Source organism: Actinopolymorpha rutila, from assembly GCF_013407855.1.
Taxonomy (GTDB): domain Bacteria; phylum Actinomycetota; class Actinomycetes; order Propionibacteriales; family Actinopolymorphaceae; genus Actinopolymorpha; species Actinopolymorpha rutila.
The window spans coordinates 264,135-285,341 of record NZ_JACBZH010000001.1; the positions used below are offsets into that span (position 1 = coordinate 264,135).

Consider the following 21,207-nt stretch of genomic DNA (forward strand, 5'->3'; position numbering starts at 1 on the left):
AGGTAAACCGGTGGCGGGGTCGACGGTCCACCCGCGTACCCTCGATGCCGTGATCGACCCCAAACTGCTCCGAGAAGACCCCGACCGGGTGCGCGCCAGCCAGCGGCGTCGCGGCGCCCCGGTCGAGCTCGTCGACCAACTGCTCGCCGCCGACGAGCGGCGCCGGTCCTCGATCGCCTCGTACGAGCAGGTTCGGTCCGAGCAGAAGTCCCTCGGCAAGCAGGTCGCACGCGCCCAGGGCGAGGAGAAGCAGGCCCTGCTGACCCGCACCCGGGAGCTGTCGGCCCAGGTGAAGGCGGCCGAGGCGGAGCAGGCCGAGGGCGAGCGGGAGTTCCAGCGGCTGATGCTGGAGCTGGACAACCTCGTCGAGGACGACGTCCCGCCGGGCGGCGAGGACGACTACGTCGTACTCGAGGAGGCCGGCAACCCCCGCGACTTCGCCGCCGAGGGGTTCGAGCCGCGCGACCACGTCGAGCTCGGGCAGCTGCTCGCCGCGATCGACATCGAACGCGGCGCCAAGGTCTCGGGCGCTCGGTTCTACTACCTGACCGGAGTGGGCGCGCTGCTGGAGATGGCGCTGATCAACATGGCCGTCGACCAGGCGATGGCGTACGGCTTCACCCCGATGATCCCGCCGTCGCTGGTGAAGCCGCGGGCGATGGAGGGCACCGGCTTCCTCGGTCAGGCCGCCGACGACGTCTACCACCTCGAACAGGACGACCTCTACCTCGTCGGCACGGCCGAGGTGCCCCTCGCCGCCTACCACTCGGACGAGATCCTGGACGCCGACGCGCTGCCGCTGCGGTATGCCGGCACCAGCCCGGCGTTCCGGCGCGAGGCCGGGTCCTACGGCAAGGACACCCGCGGCATCATCCGGGTGCACTGGTTCGACAAGGTGGAGATGTTCTCGTTCTGCCACCCGGACCAGGCGCGTGAGGAGCACCAGCGGTTCCTCGCCTGGGAGCGGGAGTTCTGGGACCGGCTGGAGATTCCCTACCGCGTGATCGACACCGCGGCCGGAGACCTCGGCGCCAGCGCGGCGCGCAAGTACGACATCGAGGCGTGGATCCCCACCCAGGGCCGCTACCGCGAGGTCACCTCGACGTCCAACTGCACAGAGTTCCAGGCCCGCCGGCTGGGGGTGCGGTTCCGCGACGCCGACGGCGTACGCCCGGTGGCGACGCTGAACGGCACCCTGGTCGCGATCGCCCGGGCCATCGTCGCGGTGCTGGAAAACCACCAGCAGGCCGACGGCTCGGTCCGGGTGCCGAAGGCGCTGCAGCCCTTCCTCGGCGGCCGGGCTCTGCTGGAGCCGCGCACGTGACAGCTCACTCGACGACCTCGCCTGATCGGATCGCCGAGAGCTGGCGCCCCCGCCTGGTGGCGCTCGACATCGACGGAACGCTCGTCGACGCGAGGAACCAGCTGTCTCCGGTGGTGGACGCCGCCGTACGCCAGGTGGTGCGGGCCGGTGCGCACGTGGTGCTCGCCACCGGGCGCGGGCTGACGGCCACCCGCCCGCTGGCGCAGCACTTCGACCTGCCGACGCCGTACCTCGTGTGCAGCAACGGCGCGGTGACCGTACGCCTGCACCCGGAAGGGGCGGCGCTCACCCACGACGGCTCGGTCGACGGCCGCGGGGTCGAGCTCGTCGACGTGGTGACGTTCGACCCCGAGCCGGTGGTGCGGATGCTGCTCTCCCGGCTGCCCGGCGTGCTCGTGGCCGTGGAGGAGTTGGGCGTCGGCTACCGCGTCAACGCGCACTTTCCCCAGGGTGAGCTGACCGGGGAGATCGAGGTGCAGTCGATCGCCCAGCTGGTCGCCGAGCCCGCCACCCGCGTCATCCTGCGCGAGCCCACCATCGAGGCCGAGCAGTTCCTGGACATCATCGACCGGGTGGGCCTGCACGGGGTCGCCTACTACATCGGCTACACCGCCTGGCTCGACCTCGCCCCCGAAGGCGTCAGCAAGGCCACCGGGCTGGCCAAGGTCGCCGAGCGCCTCGGCGTCGACCGGGAGGACATCCTGGCGATCGGCGACGGCGACAACGACGCCGAGATGCTGTCGTGGGCCGGGCGCGGGGTGGCGATGGGCAACGCCGCGATCGAGATCCAGCGGGTCGCCGACCACGTGACCGCGCTGCAGGAGGACCACGGGGTGGCCGTCGAGCTCGCCCGCTGGTTCCCCGACATCGCCGTGCCGGCGGTTCCGTCGAGCTGACCTGCCCGGTGCCGGGCCTGGGACGCGTCCCAGCGGGTAAGCTTCCGGCATGACGTTCCGGCACCAGGAGATGATGCGGCCCCGCTAGGGGTCGCTTCCGTGCCGTATCCACTGCCGAAGGCCCCTCGCGAGAGCGGGCCTTCTTGCATGTCAGGACCGGGCCTCCCTCGCGAGCAGACGAAGGGAACCCGCCCGATGTCCGCCCGCCCGACCTTACCGGCCCAGCCGGCCCCGCCGCCGTCGAACGACCCGCACCGGCCGAGGCGGTTCTACGTCACCACCTCGATCCCGTACGTCAACGCCGATCCCCACCTCGGGTTCGCCCTCGAACTCGTCCAGGCCGACGTCCTCGCGCGGCACCGCCGCCTGCGCGGTGACCAGGTGCGCTTCCAGTCCGGGACCGACGACAACGCGCTCAAGAACGTCCAGGCCGCCGAGCGCGCAGGCGTACCCACCCAGGACTTCGTGGACGCCCACGCCACCGCGTTCGAACGGCAGCGCGAGGTGCTCGACCTGTCCTACGACGACTTCCTGCGCACCAGCCGCGACCCCCGCCACCGCCCGGGCGCCGAGCGGCTGTGGCGTGCCTGCGCCGACGCGGGCGACCTCTATCGCAAGCACTACGAGGGGCTGTACTGCGTGGGCTGCGAGCAGTTCTACGCCGAGGACGAGCTCGCCGACGGGTTGTGTCCGCAGCACGAGACCCGGCCGCAACTGGTGAGCGAGGAGAACTGGTTCTTCCGGCTGTCCCGCTACCAGCAGCAACTGCTCGACCTCTACGCCAGTGGCCGGCTGCGGATCGAGCCCGCCGTCCGCGCGAACGAGATGCGGGCCTTCGTCGAGGCCGGCCTGACCGACTTCTCGATCTCGCGGTCGGTGGCCAGGGCCCGCGGCTGGGGCGTGCCGGTGCCAGGGGACCCGAGCCAGGTGATGTACGTCTGGTGGGACGCGCTCGGCAACTACCTCACCGGGCTGGACTACGGCGACGGCCCGGACGCGCCCGCGTTTCGCACCTGGTGGCGCGGCGAGGGCGCTGCCGAAACCCGCCGGGTGCACGTCGTCGGCAAGGACATCCTGCGCTTCCACGCGATCTACTGGCCTGCCATGTTGCTGTCGGCAGGGCTGCCGCTGCCGACCGAGATCCTCGTGCACGACTTCCTCACCGCGAACGGCCGCAAGCTCAGCAAGTCGCTCGGCACCGTGGTCGACCCGGTGCAACTGACCGAGGACTACGGCACCGACGCCCTGCGCTGGTGGCTCACGGCCAGGGTGCCCAAGGTCGGCGACACCGACTTCACCCTCGACCGGCTGGTGGACGTGGCCAACCAGGACCTGGCCGGCGGGATCGGCAACCTCACCCAGCGGGTGGTCAGCATGGTGCACCGCTACCGCGCCGGCGTCGTTCCCGTCGTCTCCGCCGTACCCGATGGTCCTGTCGATCCCGAACGCGATGACGTACGCCAGGACTCCGCCGGCACCGCGCTCCTCGACGAGGCGAACGCGTTGCCGGACCGGATCGACGAGGCGCTGGCGGCGTTCGACCTGCGGGCGGCGACCCGGGCGGTGCGCGCGGTGGTCGCGCAGGCCAACCGGTACGTCGAGGACACCACGCCCTGGACGCTGGCCAAGGCGGAGCGAACCGGAGATCCGGACGCCGGCCGGCGGCTCGACGTGGTGCTCGGCGTCCTCACCGCCGCCGTACGCGCGATCGGCGCCGAGCTCGCGCCGTTCGTGCCCACGCTGGCCGAACGCGTGCTCACCCAGGCCGGGGCGCCCGGCGAGCGGCTGCCGGATCCGGTGGCGGTCTTCCCACGCCTGGAAGTGCAGGTGAGTGAGGAGGTGCGGCCGGAGAAGGGAAGGGCAGTGCCGGCGAGGTGACGGCCGACGTGGCGGCGGGTGTGGCGACTGATGTGGCTGCCGAGGCGAGGTGACGGCGACGCGGGCGGGTTGCGGGCCGGAAGCGTTGGATGGTTAGAGTTCCGACTCGTGCCAAGATTCCGACTTGCGCTCGCCCTGGTCGCCAGTTGCGCGGTGGCCCTCGCCGGTTGCGGTTCCAGCGACGACGACTCGGCTGGTGCGCAGGGGGCCAAGGCCCCGGCCAAGGTCGCCGCGGACCGGGCCGCGAAGCCGACGAAGAGCCCCACCCCGACGTCGAACCCGACTCCCACACACGAGCCGAAGACGGCCGAGGAGCTGAAGGGATCGATCGGCAAGATCGTCCTCACCGGCAAGGAGATCGGCCACGGCGTCGAGATCCAGAACCAGGACGACAGCCTGACCACGCCGACGAACGACATCTGCGGCCGGAAGTGGGCCGGGGACAGGAGGCGGCTCGCCCGCAACCAGGACTTCTTCTGGAAGTCGGGCAGCTCCCCGTCGCTGGTGGTCAGCGGCGAGGCCGTCGCGTACGAGCCGGGCACGGGGTCGAAGGCGCTGGCCGAGATCCAGAGCGCGGTCGGCGACTGCGACGGGTGGAAGCACGACCAGGGACAGATCCGCGACGTGACGGCGGTCGACCCGCCGTCCGGCGCGCTCAAGGATGCGTTCGCGTGGCGGGGTGTCGACGCCCGCGACGGCCATACGTACTCCTACCTCGCGGTGTACCAGGCCGACGGTGACCTGCTCAGTGCCGTCTACGTCTGGGCCGACAGCCGGTCGCAGGCCCGCGAGGTCGCCGCCCAGGTCGTACCCAAGGTCGCCGACCGGCTCGAGAACGCCGCCAACTGACCCGGCGCGGCCGCTCTGGGAGGATGGGCCGGTGACCGTACCGCCGCATCACCTGCCGTCCAGCCCGCCCCGCCTTGTCGTCAGCGACCTCGACGGAACCCTCCTGCGCTCCGACGGGACGGTCTCGGACCGCACCCGCGCCGCGCTGGCCGCGGCGGAGGAGGCCGGCGCGACGGTGGTGTTCGCGACCGGGCGGCCGCCGCGCTGGATGCGCCCGGTGGCCGAGCAGACCGGGCACCGGGGAATCGCGGTCTGCTCCAACGGCGCCCTGGTCTACGACCTGCACCAGGAGCAGGTGGTCCAGAGGTTCCCGCTGTCGCCGGAGATCGGCAGGTCGGTGGTGGGGTCGATCCGGGCGGCGATCCCCGGAGTGTCGTTCGGGGTGGAGTCCGGCGACCGGTTCGGGCACGAGGAGACGTATGTCATCGACGGCGACGTCGCGAGTGAGACGTACGTCGGGGAGATCTCCGACCTGCTGGGCCAGCCGATGGTGAAGCTCCTGGTCCGCCACGACACCTACCACCCGGACGAGCTGCTGGCGAAGGCCCGGAAGGCGGCCGGCCACCTGGTCGAGCTCACCCACTCCAGCGAGGTGGGCCTGCTGGAGATCTCCGCCCAGGGCATCTCGAAGGCGACGACGCTGGCCGCGCTGTGCGACGAACGCGGGATCGACCCCGCGGAGGTGGTGGCGTTCGGCGACATGCCGAACGACCTGGCCATGCTGGCCTGGGCCGGCACGGCGTTCGCGATGGCGACCGCGCATCCGGAGGTGCTGGCCGCGGTCGAACGCCGCTGCCCGTCCAACGACGAGGACGGGGTCGCGCACGTGCTGGAGAGCATCTACCTCTGACGGCGGAATCCCTCGCGCTCAGCTCAGAGGTACATGCCGCCGGGGCGCTCGGCCTCCGGCGGTGCCGGCTGCATCTGCGGCGGGAGCTGGCTGCCCGGCGGGAGCGAGCGGCGCATCTGCTCCAGCTGGGCTCGGGCCGCCATCTGCTGGGCGAACAACGCCGTCTGGATGCCGTGGAACAGGCCCTCCAGCCAGCCGACCAGCTGGGCCTGCGCGACCCGTAGCTCCGCCTCGGAGGGAACGACGCCGTCCTCGAACGGCAGCGAGAGGCGGCTCAGCTCCTCGACCAGCTCCGGGGCGAGCCCCTTCTCCAGCTCGGCGATCGACGACTTGTGGATCTCGCGGAGGCGCTGCCGGCTCGCCTCGTCCAGCGGCGCGGCCTTCACCTCGTCCAGCAATTGCTTGATCATGCTGCCGATCCGCATCACCTTGGCGGGCTGCTCGACCAGGTCGGTGACGGAGCGCTCGTCGTCCTCGTGCCCCTCACCGTCCGCGTCGTCCCTGGCGGGCGGGCCCTCCACGGCCATGCCGTCGGGGCCGACGATCACGACTCGGGGCGATTCCTCGCCGCCGTGCGGGTGGTCGGAGCCGGCCGCGCCGGCGTCGGAGGCGAAGAAGGGATCGGTCATGGCCCCCATCCTTACCCCTTCGGGTCGCAGACGCGAGGGCACCCCCGGACCAACAGGGGAGCCTCCCGGGTGAGCTGCCTCAGGCATCTGGGTCGGTGTGGCCGGCCGAACGGCCGCGTGACCGGGGGCGGTCGGTGTCACCGGATCTGCGGAGGCGTTCGGCTCGGCGGCGGGCGACCTCGGCTCGGATGCGGATGCGGGCGAGTCGCTGAGCCCTCTGCGTGTAGTCGATGTTCATTCCGCTCACCCGCCTCGTCGTCGGTGCGCCCTCGCACGCTGTCTCGTGCCGCGCGGCGGGGCCAGGCAGGCCGTGTCCGGTCGACTGCCCCGCCGCGGGTTACAGAATGGGACGGGCTGAACGGCGCCGCGGTTGCCTCCTCGACCAGATTTTTTCCGTTTGTCCGTTTTGCTGGACTCTCGCCGGGTGGTTCGGCACCGGCTCGATGGGGATTCGGTCCCAACTCGTTGCCGGCTTGGTGCCGGCGGCGTCGACCCGGTCCTGGCCTGGTCCTGGCCTGGTCCCTAGTCCTCGCGGACGGCCAGCAGCACCTTGCCGACCTGCTCACCGCGGTCGAGGACGCCGTGCGCCTCCGCCACCTGGTCGATCGGCACCACCTGGTGGACGACCGGGCGCAGATGCCCGTCGGCGACCAGCGGCCAGACGTTCTCCCGCACGCTCGCCACGATCGCCGCCTTCTCCGCCACGGGCCGGGCACGCAGCCCGGTGGCCAGGACGGCGGCCCGCTTGACCAGCAGGCGGCCCAGGTCGAGTTCGCCCTTGCGGCCGCCCTGCATCCCGATGACGACCAGCCGGCCCTCGATGGCCAGCGTGGAGACGTTGCGGTCGAGGTAGGGCGCGCCCACGATGTCGAGGATCACGTCGGCGCCGTGACCATCGGTGGCCTCTCGTACGACCTCCACGAAGTCCTGCTCGCGGTAGTCGATGGCGACGTCGGCGCCCAGGTCCCGGCACACCGCGCACTTGGCCGGGCCGCCCGCCGTGGCCAGCACCCGTGCACCGAGCGCGGTGGCCAACTGGATCGCGGTGGTGCCGATGCCGCTCGCGCCGCCGTGCACCAAGAGGGTTTCCCGAGGCTGCAGCCCGGCGAGCATGAACACGTTGGACCACACGGTGCAGACCGCCTCCGGCAGCGCGGCCGCCTCGACCAGACTCACGCCCTCCGGCCGGGGGAGCACCTGGCCGGCAGGCACCGCCACCTTCTCGGCGTACCCGCCACCGGCCAGCAGTGCGCACACCTCGTCGCCGACCGCGAACCCGTCCACGTCCTGGCCCAGCGCGGCGATCCGGCCCGAACACTCCAGGCCGAGGATGTCCGACGCTCCCGGCGGGGGCGGGTAGTTGCCCTGGCGCTGCATGACGTCGGCGCGGTTGACGCCGGCCGCCACCACGTCGACGACCACCTCGCCGGGGCCGGGTTCGGGGTCTGGCACGTCCCCGAGCGTCAGGACCTCAGGACCACCCGCACCCTCGAGTACGACTGCACGCATCGTTCGGCTCTCCTCCCGGTCGGCCGGCTCGTCGCCTACCCGTTGCCTACCCGTTGCCTACCCGTTGCCTACTCGGTCGTTATGCGGTCCGTTCGACGTCCCGACACCTACGGCAGGGCTCGGTCACCCGGCCCGGCCACCGGACGCGCCGGTGCCGTTGGTCCCGCCGTTGCCCTTGGTCCCGCCGGGCCCGTCCGACCCGGCCGGCCTGATCGGCCCGAGTTCCTCGGCGTCGTCGGATTCGTCCTCGTGGTGGGCCTCGTTTTCTCCGCCCGGGCGCGGCGCCCACGGGAGCTCCTCCGCGGGCCGGACCACGATGACCCGGTCGCCGCGCAGCAACTGCGACACGGTGGGGTCGAAGTACCGGTAGACCTCGCCGCCGCGGACCACGGCCACCGCCACGTCGTCCAGGTCGCGAGGGGAACGACCCTCCTCGCGCGGAAGTACGGGGCGTTCGGCCACCTCCATGCCCTCGCCGTAGCTGAGCAGGTCCTCCAGGACCGTGCCGAGCGCCGGGCTGACCGTGGACAGGCCCATGATCCGGCCCACCGCGTCGGAGGAGGTGACGGTGACGTCGGCGCCGCTCTGGCGCAGCAGCCGGATGTTCTCCGCCTCCCGCACCGAGACCACCACCGTGGCGCTGGGGTTGAGCTGGCGGGCGGTGAGCGTGACCAGGACCGCCGTGTCGTCCCGGTGGGCGGTGACGATGACCCGGGAGGCGACGGAGAGTTCGGCCCGCCGGAGTACGTCGGCCCGGGTGGCGTCGCCGACCACCCCGCTCAGGCCGGCGGCGTTCGCCTCGGCCACGGCGCCCGGTGACGCGTCGACGACGACGATCTGGTCGGCGGGGATCCCGCCGTTGACGAGGGTGTCGATCGCGCTGCGGCCCTTGGTGCCGTACCCGACGACGACGGTGTGATCGCGCAACCTGGTCCTCCATCGCGAGATGCGCCACTGCTCCCGGCTCCGCGTTGCCAGGACCTCCAGGGTCGTGCCGACCAACACGATAAGGAAAGCGATCCGCAGCGGCGTGACGAGCAGGACGTTCGTCAGCCGGGCCTGTGCGGTGATCGGCGTGATGTCGCCGTATCCGGTGGTGGTGAGGCTGACGGTCGCGTAGTACAACGCGTCGAGCACGCTGAGTGACCCGCCCGCGGTGTCCCTGTATCCGTCCCGGTCGACGTAGACCACCAGGACCACCAGCGCCAGCAGACCGAGGGCGGCGGCGGCCCGGATGGCGATCTGGCGGAGGGGCGGGACGTAGCTCTCGGGGAGACGCACCTCACCGAACAGGTGCGGTGCCGCGCGGTTGGAACGCTGCGGAAGTGACATGGCGGCAATGACAGTAGCGCCAGCCGGGTTCGGTCAGTCCGCCGAGCCGCCGTCCGTACCTCCCCGAGACCATGGATCAGTCGAACCACCTCCGGTGTCCCACCGCTGGGAGAGGTCGCGGGCCAGGTCGACACAGGCCGCGAGGTCGGCCGGTGAGCCGCCCCGGCGCGCGGCGGCGTACCCCACCAGGAACGTCGTCAGCGGCGCGGCCGGCCGGTCGACGTTGTGCGCGGCGTCGCGGGCCAGGTCGAGGACGGTGTTGATCAGGTCGGCGTCGACCACCGGGCTCACGCCGGTCTCAGGCGTCTCAGGCGTCTCGGGGGTCTCGCCGCCGTCCGAGGCGTCCGCCGCCAGTGCGGTGGTGAGCTGTTGGGCCCAGTCGAGGAGCATGGGTGGCCTTTCGGTGCTGTCGCAGGGAGTACGGGCGAGCTGGTCGGCGGCGGCGAGGTCGTCCGGGGTGTCGCAGTCGCGGGCCGCGCGGGGCGAGCGGAGCTTCGCGCACTTCAGGTGGGTGGTGAGCCGGCGCGCGGGCTGGTTCCGCGGATCGCCGGTCTCGGCCAGAACCCGGTCGACTGCGGTACGCCGGTAGGCCGCGGCCAGCGGCTGCGTACGCCCGGTTCCGTCGGTCAGCGTGACCCCCTCCACGTCCGGAGTCGGCCAGGTCGCCAGTCCGGTCACCAGTTCGGCCACCACGTCCGCGTCCACCAGTGGCATGTCCGCGGCCAGCACCACCACGACGGGTGCGGTGCCTCCGAGGAGGCCGGCCGCCACCGCCGCGAGCGGTCCTGACCCGGGCGGATCCTCCCGGGTCCAGCGCGGTCGTACGGGAAGGTGCGGGTCGACCGCACGCCGTGGGCCGACCACCGTGACCGAGGCGGCACCCGCACACGCGGCGAGCACCCGGTCGAGCATCGGCCGGCCGCCGACGGGGAGCAGCACCTTGTCGGTGCCGCCGAACCGGCGCGCGCCGCCGCCGGCGAGCACGATCACGTCGTACGCCCGATCGTTCGCCGTCGGGTCGTACGCCTGGCCGTCCGCCGGCGGAGTGGTCACGGGGTCGAGTGTTCCACCAGGCAGACTGGACGCGTGCGTATCGCCCTGCTGCAGTTCACCGCCACGCTCGACAAGGAACGCAACCTCGCCGAGATCGGGCGCCTGGCCCGGTCCGTCGCCGCCGACCGGCCCGCCGTCGTGGTGTGCCCGGAGGCGAGCATGTGCGACTTCGGCCCGGCCGACACGGTGCTCGCGGAGTACGCCGAGCCGCTGGACGGCCCGTTCGTACGAGGCCTGGCCGACCTCGCCGGCGAGCTTGGTGTGGTCGTCGTGGCGGGCATGTTCGAGCGCGTCGCCGACGACCCGGGGCGGGCGTACAACACGCTCGTCGTCGTACGCCCCGACGGTTCGCTGGCCGCGACCTACCGCAAGATCCATCTCTACGACGCGTTCGGCTACCGCGAGTCCGACCGGCTGGTGGCCGGTGAGCCGACCCCGGTCACCGTCGCCGTCGGCGACCACCGGCTCGGCCTGCTCACCTGTTACGACCTTCGCTTCCCGGAGTTCGCGAGGACGCTGGTCGACGCCGGGGCGGACGTCCTGGTGGTGCCGGCCGCCTGGATGCGCGGGCCGCTGAAGGAGGACCACTGGATCACGCTGGCGCGGGCCCGGGCGATCGAGAACACCAGCTACGTCGCCGCCTCCGGGCAGTGCGGTTCGGCGTACTCCGGGCACACCATGCTCGTCGATCCGATGGGCGTCGTGGTCACTTCCCTGGGCGAGCAGGTGGGCGCGGCGGTCGGTGACGTCGACGCCGAACGCCTGGCGGAGGCGCGCACCCGCAATCCCACGCTGCGCCACCGTCGCTTCACTGTCAGTCCGTAGGGGTGAACTCTGGGTGACGAGAGCCTCTCCAAAGGTCCCAAAAGTCAATGTCTGGGACAAAAAACGGCTCCCGGTACTCCTGATCCACTCCGTCACCTCTATGGTCTGTGCTTGCAAAATGCTGCTAAAGGCAAGGACAGGCCGGGGGGCTCGTCTCCTTAAAGGGGTGTGCGACACATGGCCGTGACTAGTGTGAGTCGTCGGCTACGAGTGCTCGGAGTGCCCGTCGACGCCGTCGACATGCAGGGCACGTTGAACTGGGTGGAGGAGCGGGTCGCCAGCCGGAAGAGCGGCACCCACCTGTGCGTCAACGCGGCGAACGTGGTTCGCGCGCACGACGACCCCGACTACCTCGCCGTCCTCGAACGCGGTGACCTGATCGGCTCCGACGGCCAGCCGTTCGTCTGGGCGGCGCGTGCCCTCGGCCAGCCGCTGCCGGAGCGCGTCGCCGGGATCGATCTGATGGAGCAGGTGCTCGACCGTTCCCGGGAGACCGGGTGGCGGGTCTACCTGCTCGGCGGCCGCGACGAGGTGGTCCGCCGGCTGGCCGGTCAGCTCAGCGCCCGCGGCGTTCGCATCGTGGGTCACCGCGACGGCTACTTCGGTCCCGACGACGCCTCCCGGGTGTGGGACGAGGTTCGGTCGGCCGACCCGGACGTGGTATTCGTCGGGATGCCGACCCCCACCAAGGAGCACTTCATCATCGAGGGCGCCCACCAGGCCCAGGTGCCGGTGTGCATCGGGGTGGGCGGCAGCTTCGACGTCCTGGCCGGCGACCTGCGCCGGGCGCCCGCGTACATGCAGCGACTGGGGCTGGAGTGGTTGTTCCGGCTGCTGCAGGAGCCCCGCCGGTTGTTCACGCGGTACGCCGTGACCAACACGAGGTTCCTCGCCCTGGTCCTGCGGGCGATGGTGCGCCGGACCCGGACCGCGCGAGGGTGACGGTCGGCGGCCCGACGTGCGGAGGATGACGCTCCGCGCGAGGTGACCCGCTGACCAGGCGTGGATAAGGGGTGGGCCGTCCGGGGGAGACCCCATACGATTGGCCCACGTGTCATCAACCTGCGAATCCGCCGGCTCGTCGGCTCCCTCCCCGTCACTGAGCCCGTCGTTGGTGGCGCCCGCCGGCAGCGCCGCGGAGTCCCACCGCACCCCCGCCTACGCCGACGTCGCCGTGGCGACGCTGGACGCGGAGCGGGCCACCGCGCAGACGACCGTGCCGGCGCAGTCGGCCCCGGCCCGTGGCGGCTGGCCGGCCTGGCTGCTCCTCGCCGCCGTCGTTCTCCTCGCCTTCAACCTCCGCCCCGCCGTCTCCGGCCTGGGTGCCGTCCTGGACGAGGTGAGCGCGGACCTCGGCGTCTCCGCGCTGGTGGCCGGTGTCCTGACCACACTGCCGGTGCTGAGCTTCGCCGCGTTCGGTGCCATGGCGCCCGGCTGGTCGCGCCGGTTCGGTTCCCGGCAGGTGCTGGCCGCGGCGCTCCTCGCCGTGGTGGCCGGCCAACTGGTGCGGGTGCTCGTCCCGTCGGTGCCGGTGTTCCTGCTGGCCACGACCATCGCACTGGCCGGGATGGCGGCCGGGAACGTCCTCGTCCCGGCGTTCGTCAAGGCGTACTTCCCGGGGCGGGTCGGCCTGGCCACCGCCGCGTACACCACCTCCATGGCCGTCGGCACCACGTTGCCGGCCGCGCTGACCGTGCCGATCGCGCACGCGTTCGGCGGCTGGCGGTTCGGTCTCGGGGCCTGGGCGGTCACCGCGGGGGTGGCGCTGCTGCCGTGGCTGGTGCTGGCCCGGCGCCGGGGGGTGGTCGCTCGGCCGGCCGGGTCCAGCGGCCGGCACGAGTCGCTGTGGTCGGTCGGCCGGTCACCGCTGGCGTGGTCGCTGGCGGGATACTTCGGGCTGCAGTCGTTGCAGGCGTACGCCGCGTTCGGCTGGCTGCCGCAGATCTTCCGTGCCGCCGGGGTGGACGCCGCCCATGCGGGGCTGCTGCTGGCGATCCTGCCGCTGGTGGGCGTACCCCTGTCGCTGCTCTTCCCGTCGCTGGCCGCCCGGCTGCCCGACCAGCGGCCGCTGGTGTGGGCGTGCGGCGCGGCGTACATCGTCGGGTACGTCGGGCTGCTGCTCGCGCCCGCTTCCGGGGCGGTCGCCTGGGCGATCCTGCTCGGCCTGGGCGGCGGCGCGTTCCCGCTGACGCTGACGATGATCGGGCTGCGCTCCCGGTCGCACGACGTGACGGCGCGGTTGTCCGGGTTCACCCAGAGCGTGGGCTACCTGCTGGCGGCCTGCGGGCCGTTGGCGATGGGCGCGCTGTTCGACGTGACCGGCGGATGGACGGTGCCGATCGGGCTGCTGCTGGTGCTGGTGGTGCCGCAGGTGGCGACCGGGCTGATGGCGGCCCGGCCGAGGTACGTCGACGACGAGCTGGCCGCCGCGGACGCGGCGCAGGACGTCGCCGCCGAGGACTTCGCCGCTGATCCTGGGGCCGCCGGCGAGCGTGCCGACGTGGACGGTCCGGGGCACTCTCGCGGTTGACGGTTCCGGCCGTCCGCGGCGGGTTCGCGCGCTGTCGCCCACTGTGATCGTTCGCCATACTTGGCCACACCAGTAGGCCCTGGCCGGGAGGCGACACGACCGTGACCGAGACCTCCGACACCCTCGAGGCGAACGGCGCCGCGCTGTACGTCGGAACCGCCACCGCCGACATCACCCCCTCCGACCCGGTACCGCTGGCCGGGTTCGCGGTCCGGCTCGAACCCTGGGAGAAGGTGCGGGCGCCGCTGGCGGCGCAGGTGTTCGCGTTCGGCGACGCGGCCGGCACCTGCACGGCGCTGCTGGTCTGCGCCGACCTGCTGTGGTGGGGGCCGGACACGGTGGCCGACCTGACCCGGCGGATCGAGGCCGAGCACGGCGTACCGGAGGGCAGCGTCGTCCTGCACGCCTCGCACACCCACTGCGCACCCCAACCGGGGCTGACGTTCTCCCCGCTCATCGGCCAGGGGGACCCCGCCTACGTCGCCCACCTGACCGACGCCGTGCTCGCCGCGATCGGTGAGGCCCTCGCCGGGATGGAACCGGCGTACGTCGAACGCGGCACCGGCAGCTGCGGGTTCGGCATCAACCGCCGGCGGGCCAACCTCGACGGCACCTACGGCGGCCCGAACCCCAACGGCCCGAACGACCCGGAGGTGGGCGTGCTCCGGCTGGCCCGCCCGGACGGCTCGACCCGGGCGCTGCTGGTCCACTACACCTGCCACCCCGTCGTCTCCGCCGACCCGCAGGTGTCGCCGGACTACCCGGGCGCGATGCGGTCGGCCCTGGAGCACACCGTCGGGGAGGGCGTACCCATCGGCTTCCTGCAGGGCTGCTGCGGCGACGTCAACCCGAACGTCGTTCGGAACGGGGAGTTCCACCGTGGCGGCGACGAGGAGATCGAGGCGATCGGGCAGCAGTTGGCCGCCGCGGTCGGCGCGGTCCTCGGCCGGCCGCTGCGGCGACTGCCTCCGCTGCCCCCCGGCGGTGTCGCGGTGCGGACCCACACCGTCAACCTGCCGTTGCAGGTGCCCTCCCGCGACGAACTGGCCCGCCGCCGGGAGGCGCCCGGCATCGACGGCGACTGGGCACGGCGGCTGCTCGCCGAGCCGGGCCGGCTGGTCGAGCAGGTGCCGCTGCGGCTGACCCGGGCCGACCTCGCCGGAGGCCTCACCCTGGTCGGTCTCGACGCTGAGGTGAGCGTGGCGTACGGGCACCACGTGAAGCGCCGTACGTCCGGCGCCGCCCTGCCGATCCCGTACACCAACGGAATGATCGGGTACGTCGTCACCGCCGCGCAGGTGCGGGAGGGCGGCTACGAGCCGGACCAGTCCTATCCGTACGTCTACCGCGCCGGCAGGTTCGCGCCCGCGGTGCAGGACCACGTGCTGACCGCGCTGGACGAGGTGTTGGCCGACCTTGCCCAGGACGAACTCGGCGTGCCCGGACAGCATGGCCCTTCCACGCAGATCGGAGACCACCGATGACGGCGACCAGGCCGACGACGGACGCCGACCGGCCGGCCCTGCTCGGCGGCGCCCCCGTACGCCAGGCGGCCTTTCCCGCCTGGCCGCCGGTGAACGACGCGGCCGTGCGCGCGGTCACCGAGGTCGCGAGGGCCGGCGTCTGGTCGGCCGCCGACGGGCCGGTGAAGACGGAGTTCGAGCGGGCGTTCGCGGCCTACCACGGCGCGCGGCACGGCCTGGCCGTGTGCAACGGGACCATTGCGCTGGAGATCGCGCTGAAGTCGCTCGGCATCGGCAGCGGCGACGAGGTGATCGTGCCGGGCTACACGTTCCTGGCCACCGCGACCTCCGTGCTGGGCGTGAACGCACTGCCGGTGTTCGCCGACGTCGACCCGGAGTACGCCTGCCTGGCCCCGGACGCGGTCGAGGCCGCGATCACCCCGCGGACGAAAGCGATCATCCCCGTCCACCTCGCCGGGCATCCGGCCGACCTGGACCGGCTCACCGACCTGGCCCGCAGGCACGGGCTGGCGCTGATCGAGGACGCCGCGCACGCGCACGGGGCGAGCTGGCGGGGACAGCGGGTCGGGTCGTTCGGCACCTTCGGCTGCTGGTCGTTCCAGGCCAGTAAGAACCTGACCGCCGGCGAGGGCGGCATGGTCGTGACCAGCGACGACGAGCTCGCCGAGCGGGCGTGGAGCTTCCACCACTGCGGGCGTTCGCGGGCCGGCGCGTGGTACGACCACGGGATCCTCGGCGGCAACTACCGGTTGACGGAGTTCCAGAGCGCGATCCTGCTGGCCCAGCTCGCCGACCTGGGCGAGCAGCTGGAACGCCGCGAAGGCAGCGCCCGCGTCCTCGACGAGGGGCTGTCCCGGATCGCCGGGCTCACCCCGCTGGCCCGCGACCCGCGGTGCACGACGCACGGCTACCACCTGTACCAGTTCCGGTACGACCCGGACGCGTTCGGCGGGCTGCCGCGCGAGCGTTTCACCGCCGCCCTGAACGCCGAGGGAATCCCGTCCAGTCCCGGTTACGGCGTACCTCTCGACCGGCAGGGCGTGTTCGCGCATCGCCGATTCGACCAGCGCGCAACCGGATTCGACCCGTCCTACCCCGCGACCGACTACGGCCGGCTCGACCTGCCGGTGACCGAGCGGTTCTGCGCGGAGCTGGTGTGGATTCCCCAGCAGGTCCTCCTCGGCTCCGACGCCGACATGGCCGATATCGTCGCCGCGGCGGAGAAGGTCTCGGCGGCGGCGGACACCCTGGTGGAGGCGACGTGACCGAAGCGGCGGACGGCGCGCGGACGCTCGACGCGACGGCCCGGCCCCGGGTTGCGATCATCGGCACCGGCCAGATGGGCAGCCGGCACGTCGAGGCGTGGCACCGGCTCGGTGCCGAGGTCGTGGTCCACTCCCGTTCGCCCGAGCGCGGCCGGGCGTTCGCGTCCGAGCACGGCGTGCGGCCGGTAACCGAGCCGGCCGAGGTGCTCGCCGCCGCCGACGTCATCGACGTCTGCACGCCCACCGACACCCACGCGACGCTCGCCCACTGGGCCGCTAGGGCCGGCCGGCACGTCGTCTGCGAGAAGCCGCTCGCCCGCGACCCTGCCGAGGGCCGGACGATGATCGATGCGTGCATCGACGCCGGTGTCGGGCTGTGCGTGGCGCAGGTGCTGCGTTACTTCCCGGCGTACGTCGTGGCCCGGGACGCCATCGCCGCCGGCCGGATCGGGCGGCCCGAGGAGTTCACGTTCTTCCGGCAGGCGGAGAGCCCGGGCGCGCAGACCTGGTTCGCCGACGTGGCCCGGTCCGGCGGCCTCCTGGTCGACCTGGCGATCCACGACCTCGACTACGCCCGCTGGGTGGCCGGCGAGGTGAGCGAGGTCGTCGGCCGTACGACGCCGCGCTCCGGCCCCGGCGCCCCGCTGCGCAGCAACGCGACGCTCACCCACGCCGACGGGGTGACAACCCGGGTCGAGGCGGTCTGGGACGTGCCGGGCACCGAGGTGCGCTCGACGTTCGAGCTCGCCGGCGACGAGGGCGTGCTGCGGTTCGACTCCGCGGCACCGGTGGTGACCGACGGGACCGGTGCGGTGGTGTACGCCGACGACGGTTCGATCGACCCGTTCGCCGAGCAGTTCGCAGAGTTCGTCACCGCGTTCACCGGCGGACCGGAGCCCAGGGTCACCGCCGAGGACGGCCTGATCGCGCTGGCGATCGCGCTGGGCGCCGAGGAGTCGGCGCGCACGGGCCGGCCGGTCGATCCCGCCGGCCTGCTCCGCTGACGCACTTCGCGTCGCCCTCGTCCCGTCTCGGAAGGGCGTGACCGGGACCGGTCGCGGCAACGGTGTACGAAGATCGACTTCCGACCGAAAACCGTTAACGTGGGCGCGGGCGCCTGCGTCGCCAGGTGCCCTACCCCTGTCGCCGGGAAAGGGAGCAGTTCGTGCTTCGACGTACGCCACGACTCACGCGTGCACTCACCTTCGCGGGTGCGGCCGCACTCGCGCTCGCCACCTCCGTCGGGCTCGCGGCCGCGCCGGCCAGCGCCGACCAGACCAGTGTCAACGCAGCCCGCGCCGACCAGGCCCAGCCGGTACGGGTACGGGTGGCCAGCTACAACATCCACCACGGTGCGGGCCCGGACAACGTGCTCGACCTGCCCGACGTGGCCGACGAGATCCGCGGCCTGCGCGCGGACGTGATCGGCCTGCAGGAGGTCGACCGGCACTGGGGTGACCGCAGCGACAACCTCGACGAGGCCGCCTGGCTGGCCGAGCGGCTGGACATGCACGTCGCCTACGCCGCCAATCTCGACCTGGATCCGGCCACGCCGGGTGTGGAGCGCCGCCAGTACGGCACCGCGATCCTGTCCCGCTTCCCGATCGAGTCCTACACCAACACCCTGCTGCCGAAGTTCGGCGACCACGAACAGCGCGGCCTGCTCGTCGCCGACGTCAAGGTGCGCGGCGTGACGATGCGGTTCGCCAACACACACCTGCAGCACAACGACAACCTCGAGCGCCAGGCGCAGGCGCAGCGGATCATCGAGCTTCTCGGCGAGCAGCCGACCCGGACGTTCCTCACCGGCGACCTGAACGCCAGTGTCGGTGCGACCGAGATCAAGATCCTGACCAACGTGTTCACCGACTCCTGGGCGGCGGTCGGCGTGGGCGACGGGTTCACCTACTCCCGGGAGGACCCGCACAACCGGATCGACTTCGTGATGTCGTCGCCGGACGTGCGGCCGTTGCACGCCCGGGTGGCCACCGACGCCGACGGCTCGGACCACCTGCCGGTGGTGGCCGACCTCGCCGTCCGTCGCTGACCGCGCGGCCTTTCTACGGCCGTCCCCGTAGCGTGGACCGGGTGAGCAGCCCGCGGTTCCACGTGGAACACGAACACCCGCACGACCCCTCGGAGGGCGGTGGCCACGAACTGGCCGCCGCCCTCCGCGTCGTCACGTACAACGTCCACCACGGCGCGGACACGGAGGACCGGCTCGACCTCGCCCGGACCGCCGCGGTGCTCGCTCGCTCCGGCGCCGACCTGATCGGGCTGCAGGAGGTCGACCGGCACTGGTCCGAACGCAGTGCGTTCGCCGACCAGGCGGAGTGGCTGGCGACGGCGCTGGGCATGCACGTGGCGTACGCCGCCAATCTCGACCTCGACCCCGACGGGTCCGACGGGGCGGGGCAGGAGCGCCGGCAGTACGGCCTCGCGGTGCTGTCCCGGTTCCCGATCCTGTCGGTGCTGCACGAGCTGCTGCCACCTGGGCCGGGCCTCGAACCGCGCGGGCTCCTGGCCGTCGACGTCGACGTCGACAAGGACGGGGGCAGGGAGCGGCTGCGGTTCGTCACCACGCATCTGTCCGAGGCCGATCCGCGAGCCCGCGAGAGCGAGGCCTCCCGGGTCGCTGACATCCTCGGCCCCGCACCGCGGCGGACCATCCTCACCGGAGACCTGAATGCCCTGCCCGATGCCCCGGAGACCAAGCCGCTCACCGACGTACTCGCCGACGCCTGGCCGGCCGAAGGCTCCGACCCCGGCCACACGATTCCCGTGGCCGTCCCGGACCGCCGGATCGACTACGTGCTCGTCTCACCCGACCTGACGGCTCAACGCGCGTGGGTGCTCACCGACGCGGACGCCTCCGACCACCTGCCGGTCGTGGCCGACGTACGGCTCTGAGCTCCGAGGACCCGGACTCAGTCGGCGAGGGGTTCGTCCAGCGGGTCGCGCCACTTCGTACCCGCGTGCTCTCGTACGCATCCCAGCAGTTCCTCGGTCGGCCGCGACCAGCGTTCGACACCGGAGATCAGCAGCAGCCGGCGGTTTGGTTCCCAGCGCATCGCCCAGCGGTGCGGCTTCGTCTCCCACCCGCGCGTAGGGCGTACGGACAGGAAGCGGGCGCCACGCCACTTCACCAGCCCGACGCCGTCCAGGTCGCTCCACGGCATCCGCAGCCGGTTGGTGTTGAACAGCCCGACCATCGACAGGGCGGCCTCGTCGACCTCGATCGCGAACCAGCCGCGCAGCATCAGACAGCCGCCGATGCCGGGCAGGAACGCCACCGCCGCGAACAGGAGGAACCACAGCACGCCGGCGGTGCCGGGGGTCCTGACCAGCATCGCGACGGCCGCACCCCCGAAGAAGAGCGCCATCACCGGGAGCAGGACGGCGCCGAGGAACGTGCCCAGTGGGTTGGGTCGGAACACTTCTTTGGCGCGCACGGCCGACAGGGTATCCGTACGCGCCGACCGTGCGACCAGGCCCGCGAACTTGTCCACAGGCTGTCCTCCGCACGCGTTGTCCACAGACGCGCCGCCGGCCGGTCCGGCCCGACCGTCCGGACCAGTAGGCTCGGCACTTCGCCTCGCGACACCGGGATCGGGAGGCCGGGCCGGCGGCCGGGGTTGTGGTCTGGTCCGGGTAGGCGACGGGACGACGGAGGCCGGATCGGTGGCACCCCAGAACAAAAACACCAGGCACCTGATCGAGGCCGCGGCTCAGGCGGCCGCCGACAAGGCCGGCCCGCACCTCAACGTCGCGGTCGACTACGTCGACAAATACACCGAGCTGCCCTGGCACGCGTTCGGCGCACTCCCCGCGGCCATCCTGGCGGGCTCCTACGACGCCGCGCGGGAAAGCCAGCTGCACAACCTCAAGGACGGCCGGGAGAAGCTCAAGCAGATGGTGGAGGGCCTGGCCCAGGTCGCCCACACCTACTGGACGGCGGAGAAGGCCAACACACTCACCGCCGACGGCAAGGAGAAGCTCGAGGCCACCAGGCCGAAGCCGGCCACGTCGATGCTCGGCTCGATCGTCGACGGCTACGCGGGCGGCGGGGTTCCCGTCACGGTGCTGGCGGCAGTGGCTCTCCGGCCGCACTGGGTCTTCTCGATCGTCACGAAGAACGCCTCGGCGAGGCTGTGCCCGCTGGCACTGATGAGCGTGGGGACCTGGGCGGCACTGGAGCCCGACGAGGAGTCCCTCAGCCAGGCGAAGGGCGCCTGGGAGCAGACGGCCGAACACCTGAAGAACATCGGTGACCTCGACACGGCGATGGGGCTGAGCGACGACGCCTGGTCGGTGGAGAACGAATCCCGCAGGCAGTTCAACGCCTGGCTGGCCGACTTCCAGGTCGAGCTGAACGACGCCAAGGACGCCGCGTCCGGTCAGGCGACCGCGATCGACGGTGTCGCCTCGGCCATCCGCGGAATCCAGATGGGCATGATGATCACCGACGCCGCCTGCCTGGCCGCGATGATCTGCTTCAAGATCATGGAGGCGTTCCCGCTGACGACGCTGGCGGGCAAGCTCGGCCAGGTCGCCGTCGCCATCACCAACGCGATCGCGACGACGGCGGTGGCCGCCGCGATCCTGACGTTCATCGCCACGTGGGCAGGTAACGCCACGTCAATCGCCAGCGCCGGACAGTTCAAGAAGCTGGACATCGGGCCGGGCGGTGACGAGCAGACGTTCATCGACCTGAAGGATCCCACCAAGGACTGGGCGAAGGCGTGAGCTGACCGCGTGGTCCCGACTGAGCCACTGGATTGGG

19 protein-coding genes are annotated in these 21,207 nt (G+C 72.3%); 14 read left to right on the top strand and 5 right to left on the bottom strand.

Going from position 1 to position 21,207, the window contains the following annotated elements; translation table 11 throughout:
- Positions 1-49 precede the first annotated feature (49 nt).
- The 5 genes from serS to F4554_RS01160 all read left to right on the top strand — a co-directional run bounded on the left by serS (position 50) and on the right by F4554_RS01160 (position 5,797).
- Positions 50-1,324 (top strand): serine--tRNA ligase, encoded by a 1,275-nt coding sequence (serS, locus tag F4554_RS01145; protein WP_179785633.1) that lies wholly within the window; start codon positions 50-52, stop codon positions 1,322-1,324.
- Positions 1,321-2,220, top strand: a complete 900-nt coding sequence (locus F4554_RS01150) for an HAD family hydrolase (RefSeq protein WP_337795822.1) — start codon at positions 1,321-1,323, stop codon at positions 2,218-2,220. The genes serS and F4554_RS01150 overlap by 4 nt, the downstream gene beginning before the upstream one ends.
- A gap of 195 nt (positions 2,221-2,415) precedes the next feature.
- A complete protein-coding gene (locus F4554_RS01155; RefSeq protein WP_179785634.1) occupies positions 2,416-4,098 on the top strand; it encodes a methionine--tRNA ligase in 1,683 nt (560 codons plus the stop codon).
- A gap of 108 nt (positions 4,099-4,206) precedes the next feature.
- Positions 4,207-4,947, top strand: coding sequence for a hypothetical protein (locus F4554_RS31750; RefSeq protein WP_238341180.1), 741 nt, complete (start codon positions 4,207-4,209; stop codon positions 4,945-4,947).
- Positions 4,948-4,978: 31 nt separating this feature from the next.
- Positions 4,979-5,797 carry an HAD family hydrolase gene (locus F4554_RS01160; protein ID WP_337795823.1) on the top strand — a complete coding sequence of 273 codons (819 nt, stop codon included), beginning with the start codon at positions 4,979-4,981 and terminating at the stop codon, positions 5,795-5,797.
- Positions 5,798-5,820: 23 nt separating this feature from the next.
- Here F4554_RS01160 and F4554_RS01165 read toward each other — a convergent pair whose 3' ends face one another.
- The 4 genes from F4554_RS01165 to F4554_RS01180 all read right to left on the bottom strand — a co-directional run bounded on the left by F4554_RS01165 (position 5,821) and on the right by F4554_RS01180 (position 10,320).
- The gene (locus tag F4554_RS01165) at positions 5,821-6,324 is read right to left on the bottom strand and encodes a bacterial proteasome activator family protein (RefSeq protein WP_179791216.1); all 504 of its coding nucleotides are present in this window, start codon (positions 6,322-6,324) and stop codon (positions 5,821-5,823) included.
- Between the two features lie 624 nt (positions 6,325-6,948).
- Positions 6,949-7,935 (bottom strand): NAD(P)H-quinone oxidoreductase, encoded by a 987-nt coding sequence (locus F4554_RS01170; RefSeq protein WP_179785636.1) that lies wholly within the window; start codon positions 7,933-7,935, stop codon positions 6,949-6,951.
- Between the two features lie 123 nt (positions 7,936-8,058).
- Positions 8,059-9,267, bottom strand: coding sequence for a potassium channel family protein (locus F4554_RS01175; RefSeq protein WP_179785637.1), 1,209 nt, complete (start codon positions 9,265-9,267; stop codon positions 8,059-8,061).
- Positions 9,268-9,300: 33 nt separating this feature from the next.
- Positions 9,301-10,320, bottom strand: coding sequence for an NTP transferase domain-containing protein (locus F4554_RS01180; RefSeq protein WP_179785638.1), 1,020 nt, complete (start codon positions 10,318-10,320; stop codon positions 9,301-9,303).
- 33 nt (positions 10,321-10,353) lie between these two features.
- Here F4554_RS01180 and F4554_RS01185 point away from each other — a divergent pair, with 33 nt between their 5' ends.
- The 8 genes from F4554_RS01185 to F4554_RS01220 all read left to right on the top strand — a co-directional run bounded on the left by F4554_RS01185 (position 10,354) and on the right by F4554_RS01220 (position 19,334).
- A complete protein-coding gene (locus tag F4554_RS01185) occupies positions 10,354-11,145 on the top strand; it encodes a carbon-nitrogen hydrolase family protein (RefSeq protein ID WP_179785639.1) in 792 nt (263 codons plus the stop codon).
- A 177-nt stretch (positions 11,146-11,322) separates the two neighbouring features.
- Positions 11,323-12,087 carry a WecB/TagA/CpsF family glycosyltransferase gene (locus F4554_RS01190; protein ID WP_179785640.1) on the top strand — a complete coding sequence of 255 codons (765 nt, stop codon included), beginning with the start codon at positions 11,323-11,325 and terminating at the stop codon, positions 12,085-12,087.
- A 109-nt stretch (positions 12,088-12,196) separates the two neighbouring features.
- A complete protein-coding gene (locus F4554_RS01195; protein ID WP_337795824.1) occupies positions 12,197-13,675 on the top strand; it encodes a CynX/NimT family MFS transporter in 1,479 nt (492 codons plus the stop codon).
- A 101-nt stretch (positions 13,676-13,776) separates the two neighbouring features.
- Positions 13,777-15,159: a hypothetical protein gene (locus tag F4554_RS01200; protein ID WP_179785641.1), complete on the top strand. Its 1,383-nt coding sequence runs from the start codon at positions 13,777-13,779 to the stop codon at positions 15,157-15,159.
- Positions 15,156-16,424: a DegT/DnrJ/EryC1/StrS family aminotransferase gene (locus tag F4554_RS01205; protein ID WP_179785642.1), complete on the top strand. Its 1,269-nt coding sequence runs from the start codon at positions 15,156-15,158 to the stop codon at positions 16,422-16,424. The genes F4554_RS01200 and F4554_RS01205 overlap by 4 nt, the downstream gene beginning before the upstream one ends.
- Positions 16,421-17,428: a Gfo/Idh/MocA family oxidoreductase gene (locus tag F4554_RS01210; RefSeq protein WP_179785643.1), complete on the top strand. Its 1,008-nt coding sequence runs from the start codon at positions 16,421-16,423 to the stop codon at positions 17,426-17,428. The genes F4554_RS01205 and F4554_RS01210 overlap by 4 nt, the downstream gene beginning before the upstream one ends.
- 161 nt (positions 17,429-17,589) lie before the next feature.
- Positions 17,590-18,471 carry an endonuclease/exonuclease/phosphatase family protein gene (locus F4554_RS01215; protein WP_179785644.1) on the top strand — a complete coding sequence of 294 codons (882 nt, stop codon included), beginning with the start codon at positions 17,590-17,592 and terminating at the stop codon, positions 18,469-18,471.
- 41 nt (positions 18,472-18,512) lie between these two features.
- On the top strand, positions 18,513-19,334 hold the full coding sequence (locus tag F4554_RS01220) for an endonuclease/exonuclease/phosphatase family protein (RefSeq protein WP_179785645.1): 822 nt from the start codon (positions 18,513-18,515) through the stop codon (positions 19,332-19,334).
- A gap of 17 nt (positions 19,335-19,351) precedes the next feature.
- Here the strand turns inward: F4554_RS01220 and F4554_RS01225 are convergent, their stop codons facing one another.
- Entirely contained in the window at positions 19,352-19,876 is a 525-nt protein-coding gene (locus tag F4554_RS01225) for a hypothetical protein (protein WP_179785646.1), read from the bottom strand.
- 229 nt (positions 19,877-20,105) lie between these two features.
- Between F4554_RS01225 and F4554_RS01230 the strand changes: the two genes are divergently transcribed.
- Complete coding sequence (locus F4554_RS01230; RefSeq protein ID WP_179785647.1) at positions 20,106-21,170, top strand: hypothetical protein; 1,065 nt, start codon at positions 20,106-20,108, stop codon at positions 21,168-21,170.
- The last annotated feature ends 37 nt before the right edge of the window (positions 21,171-21,207 follow it).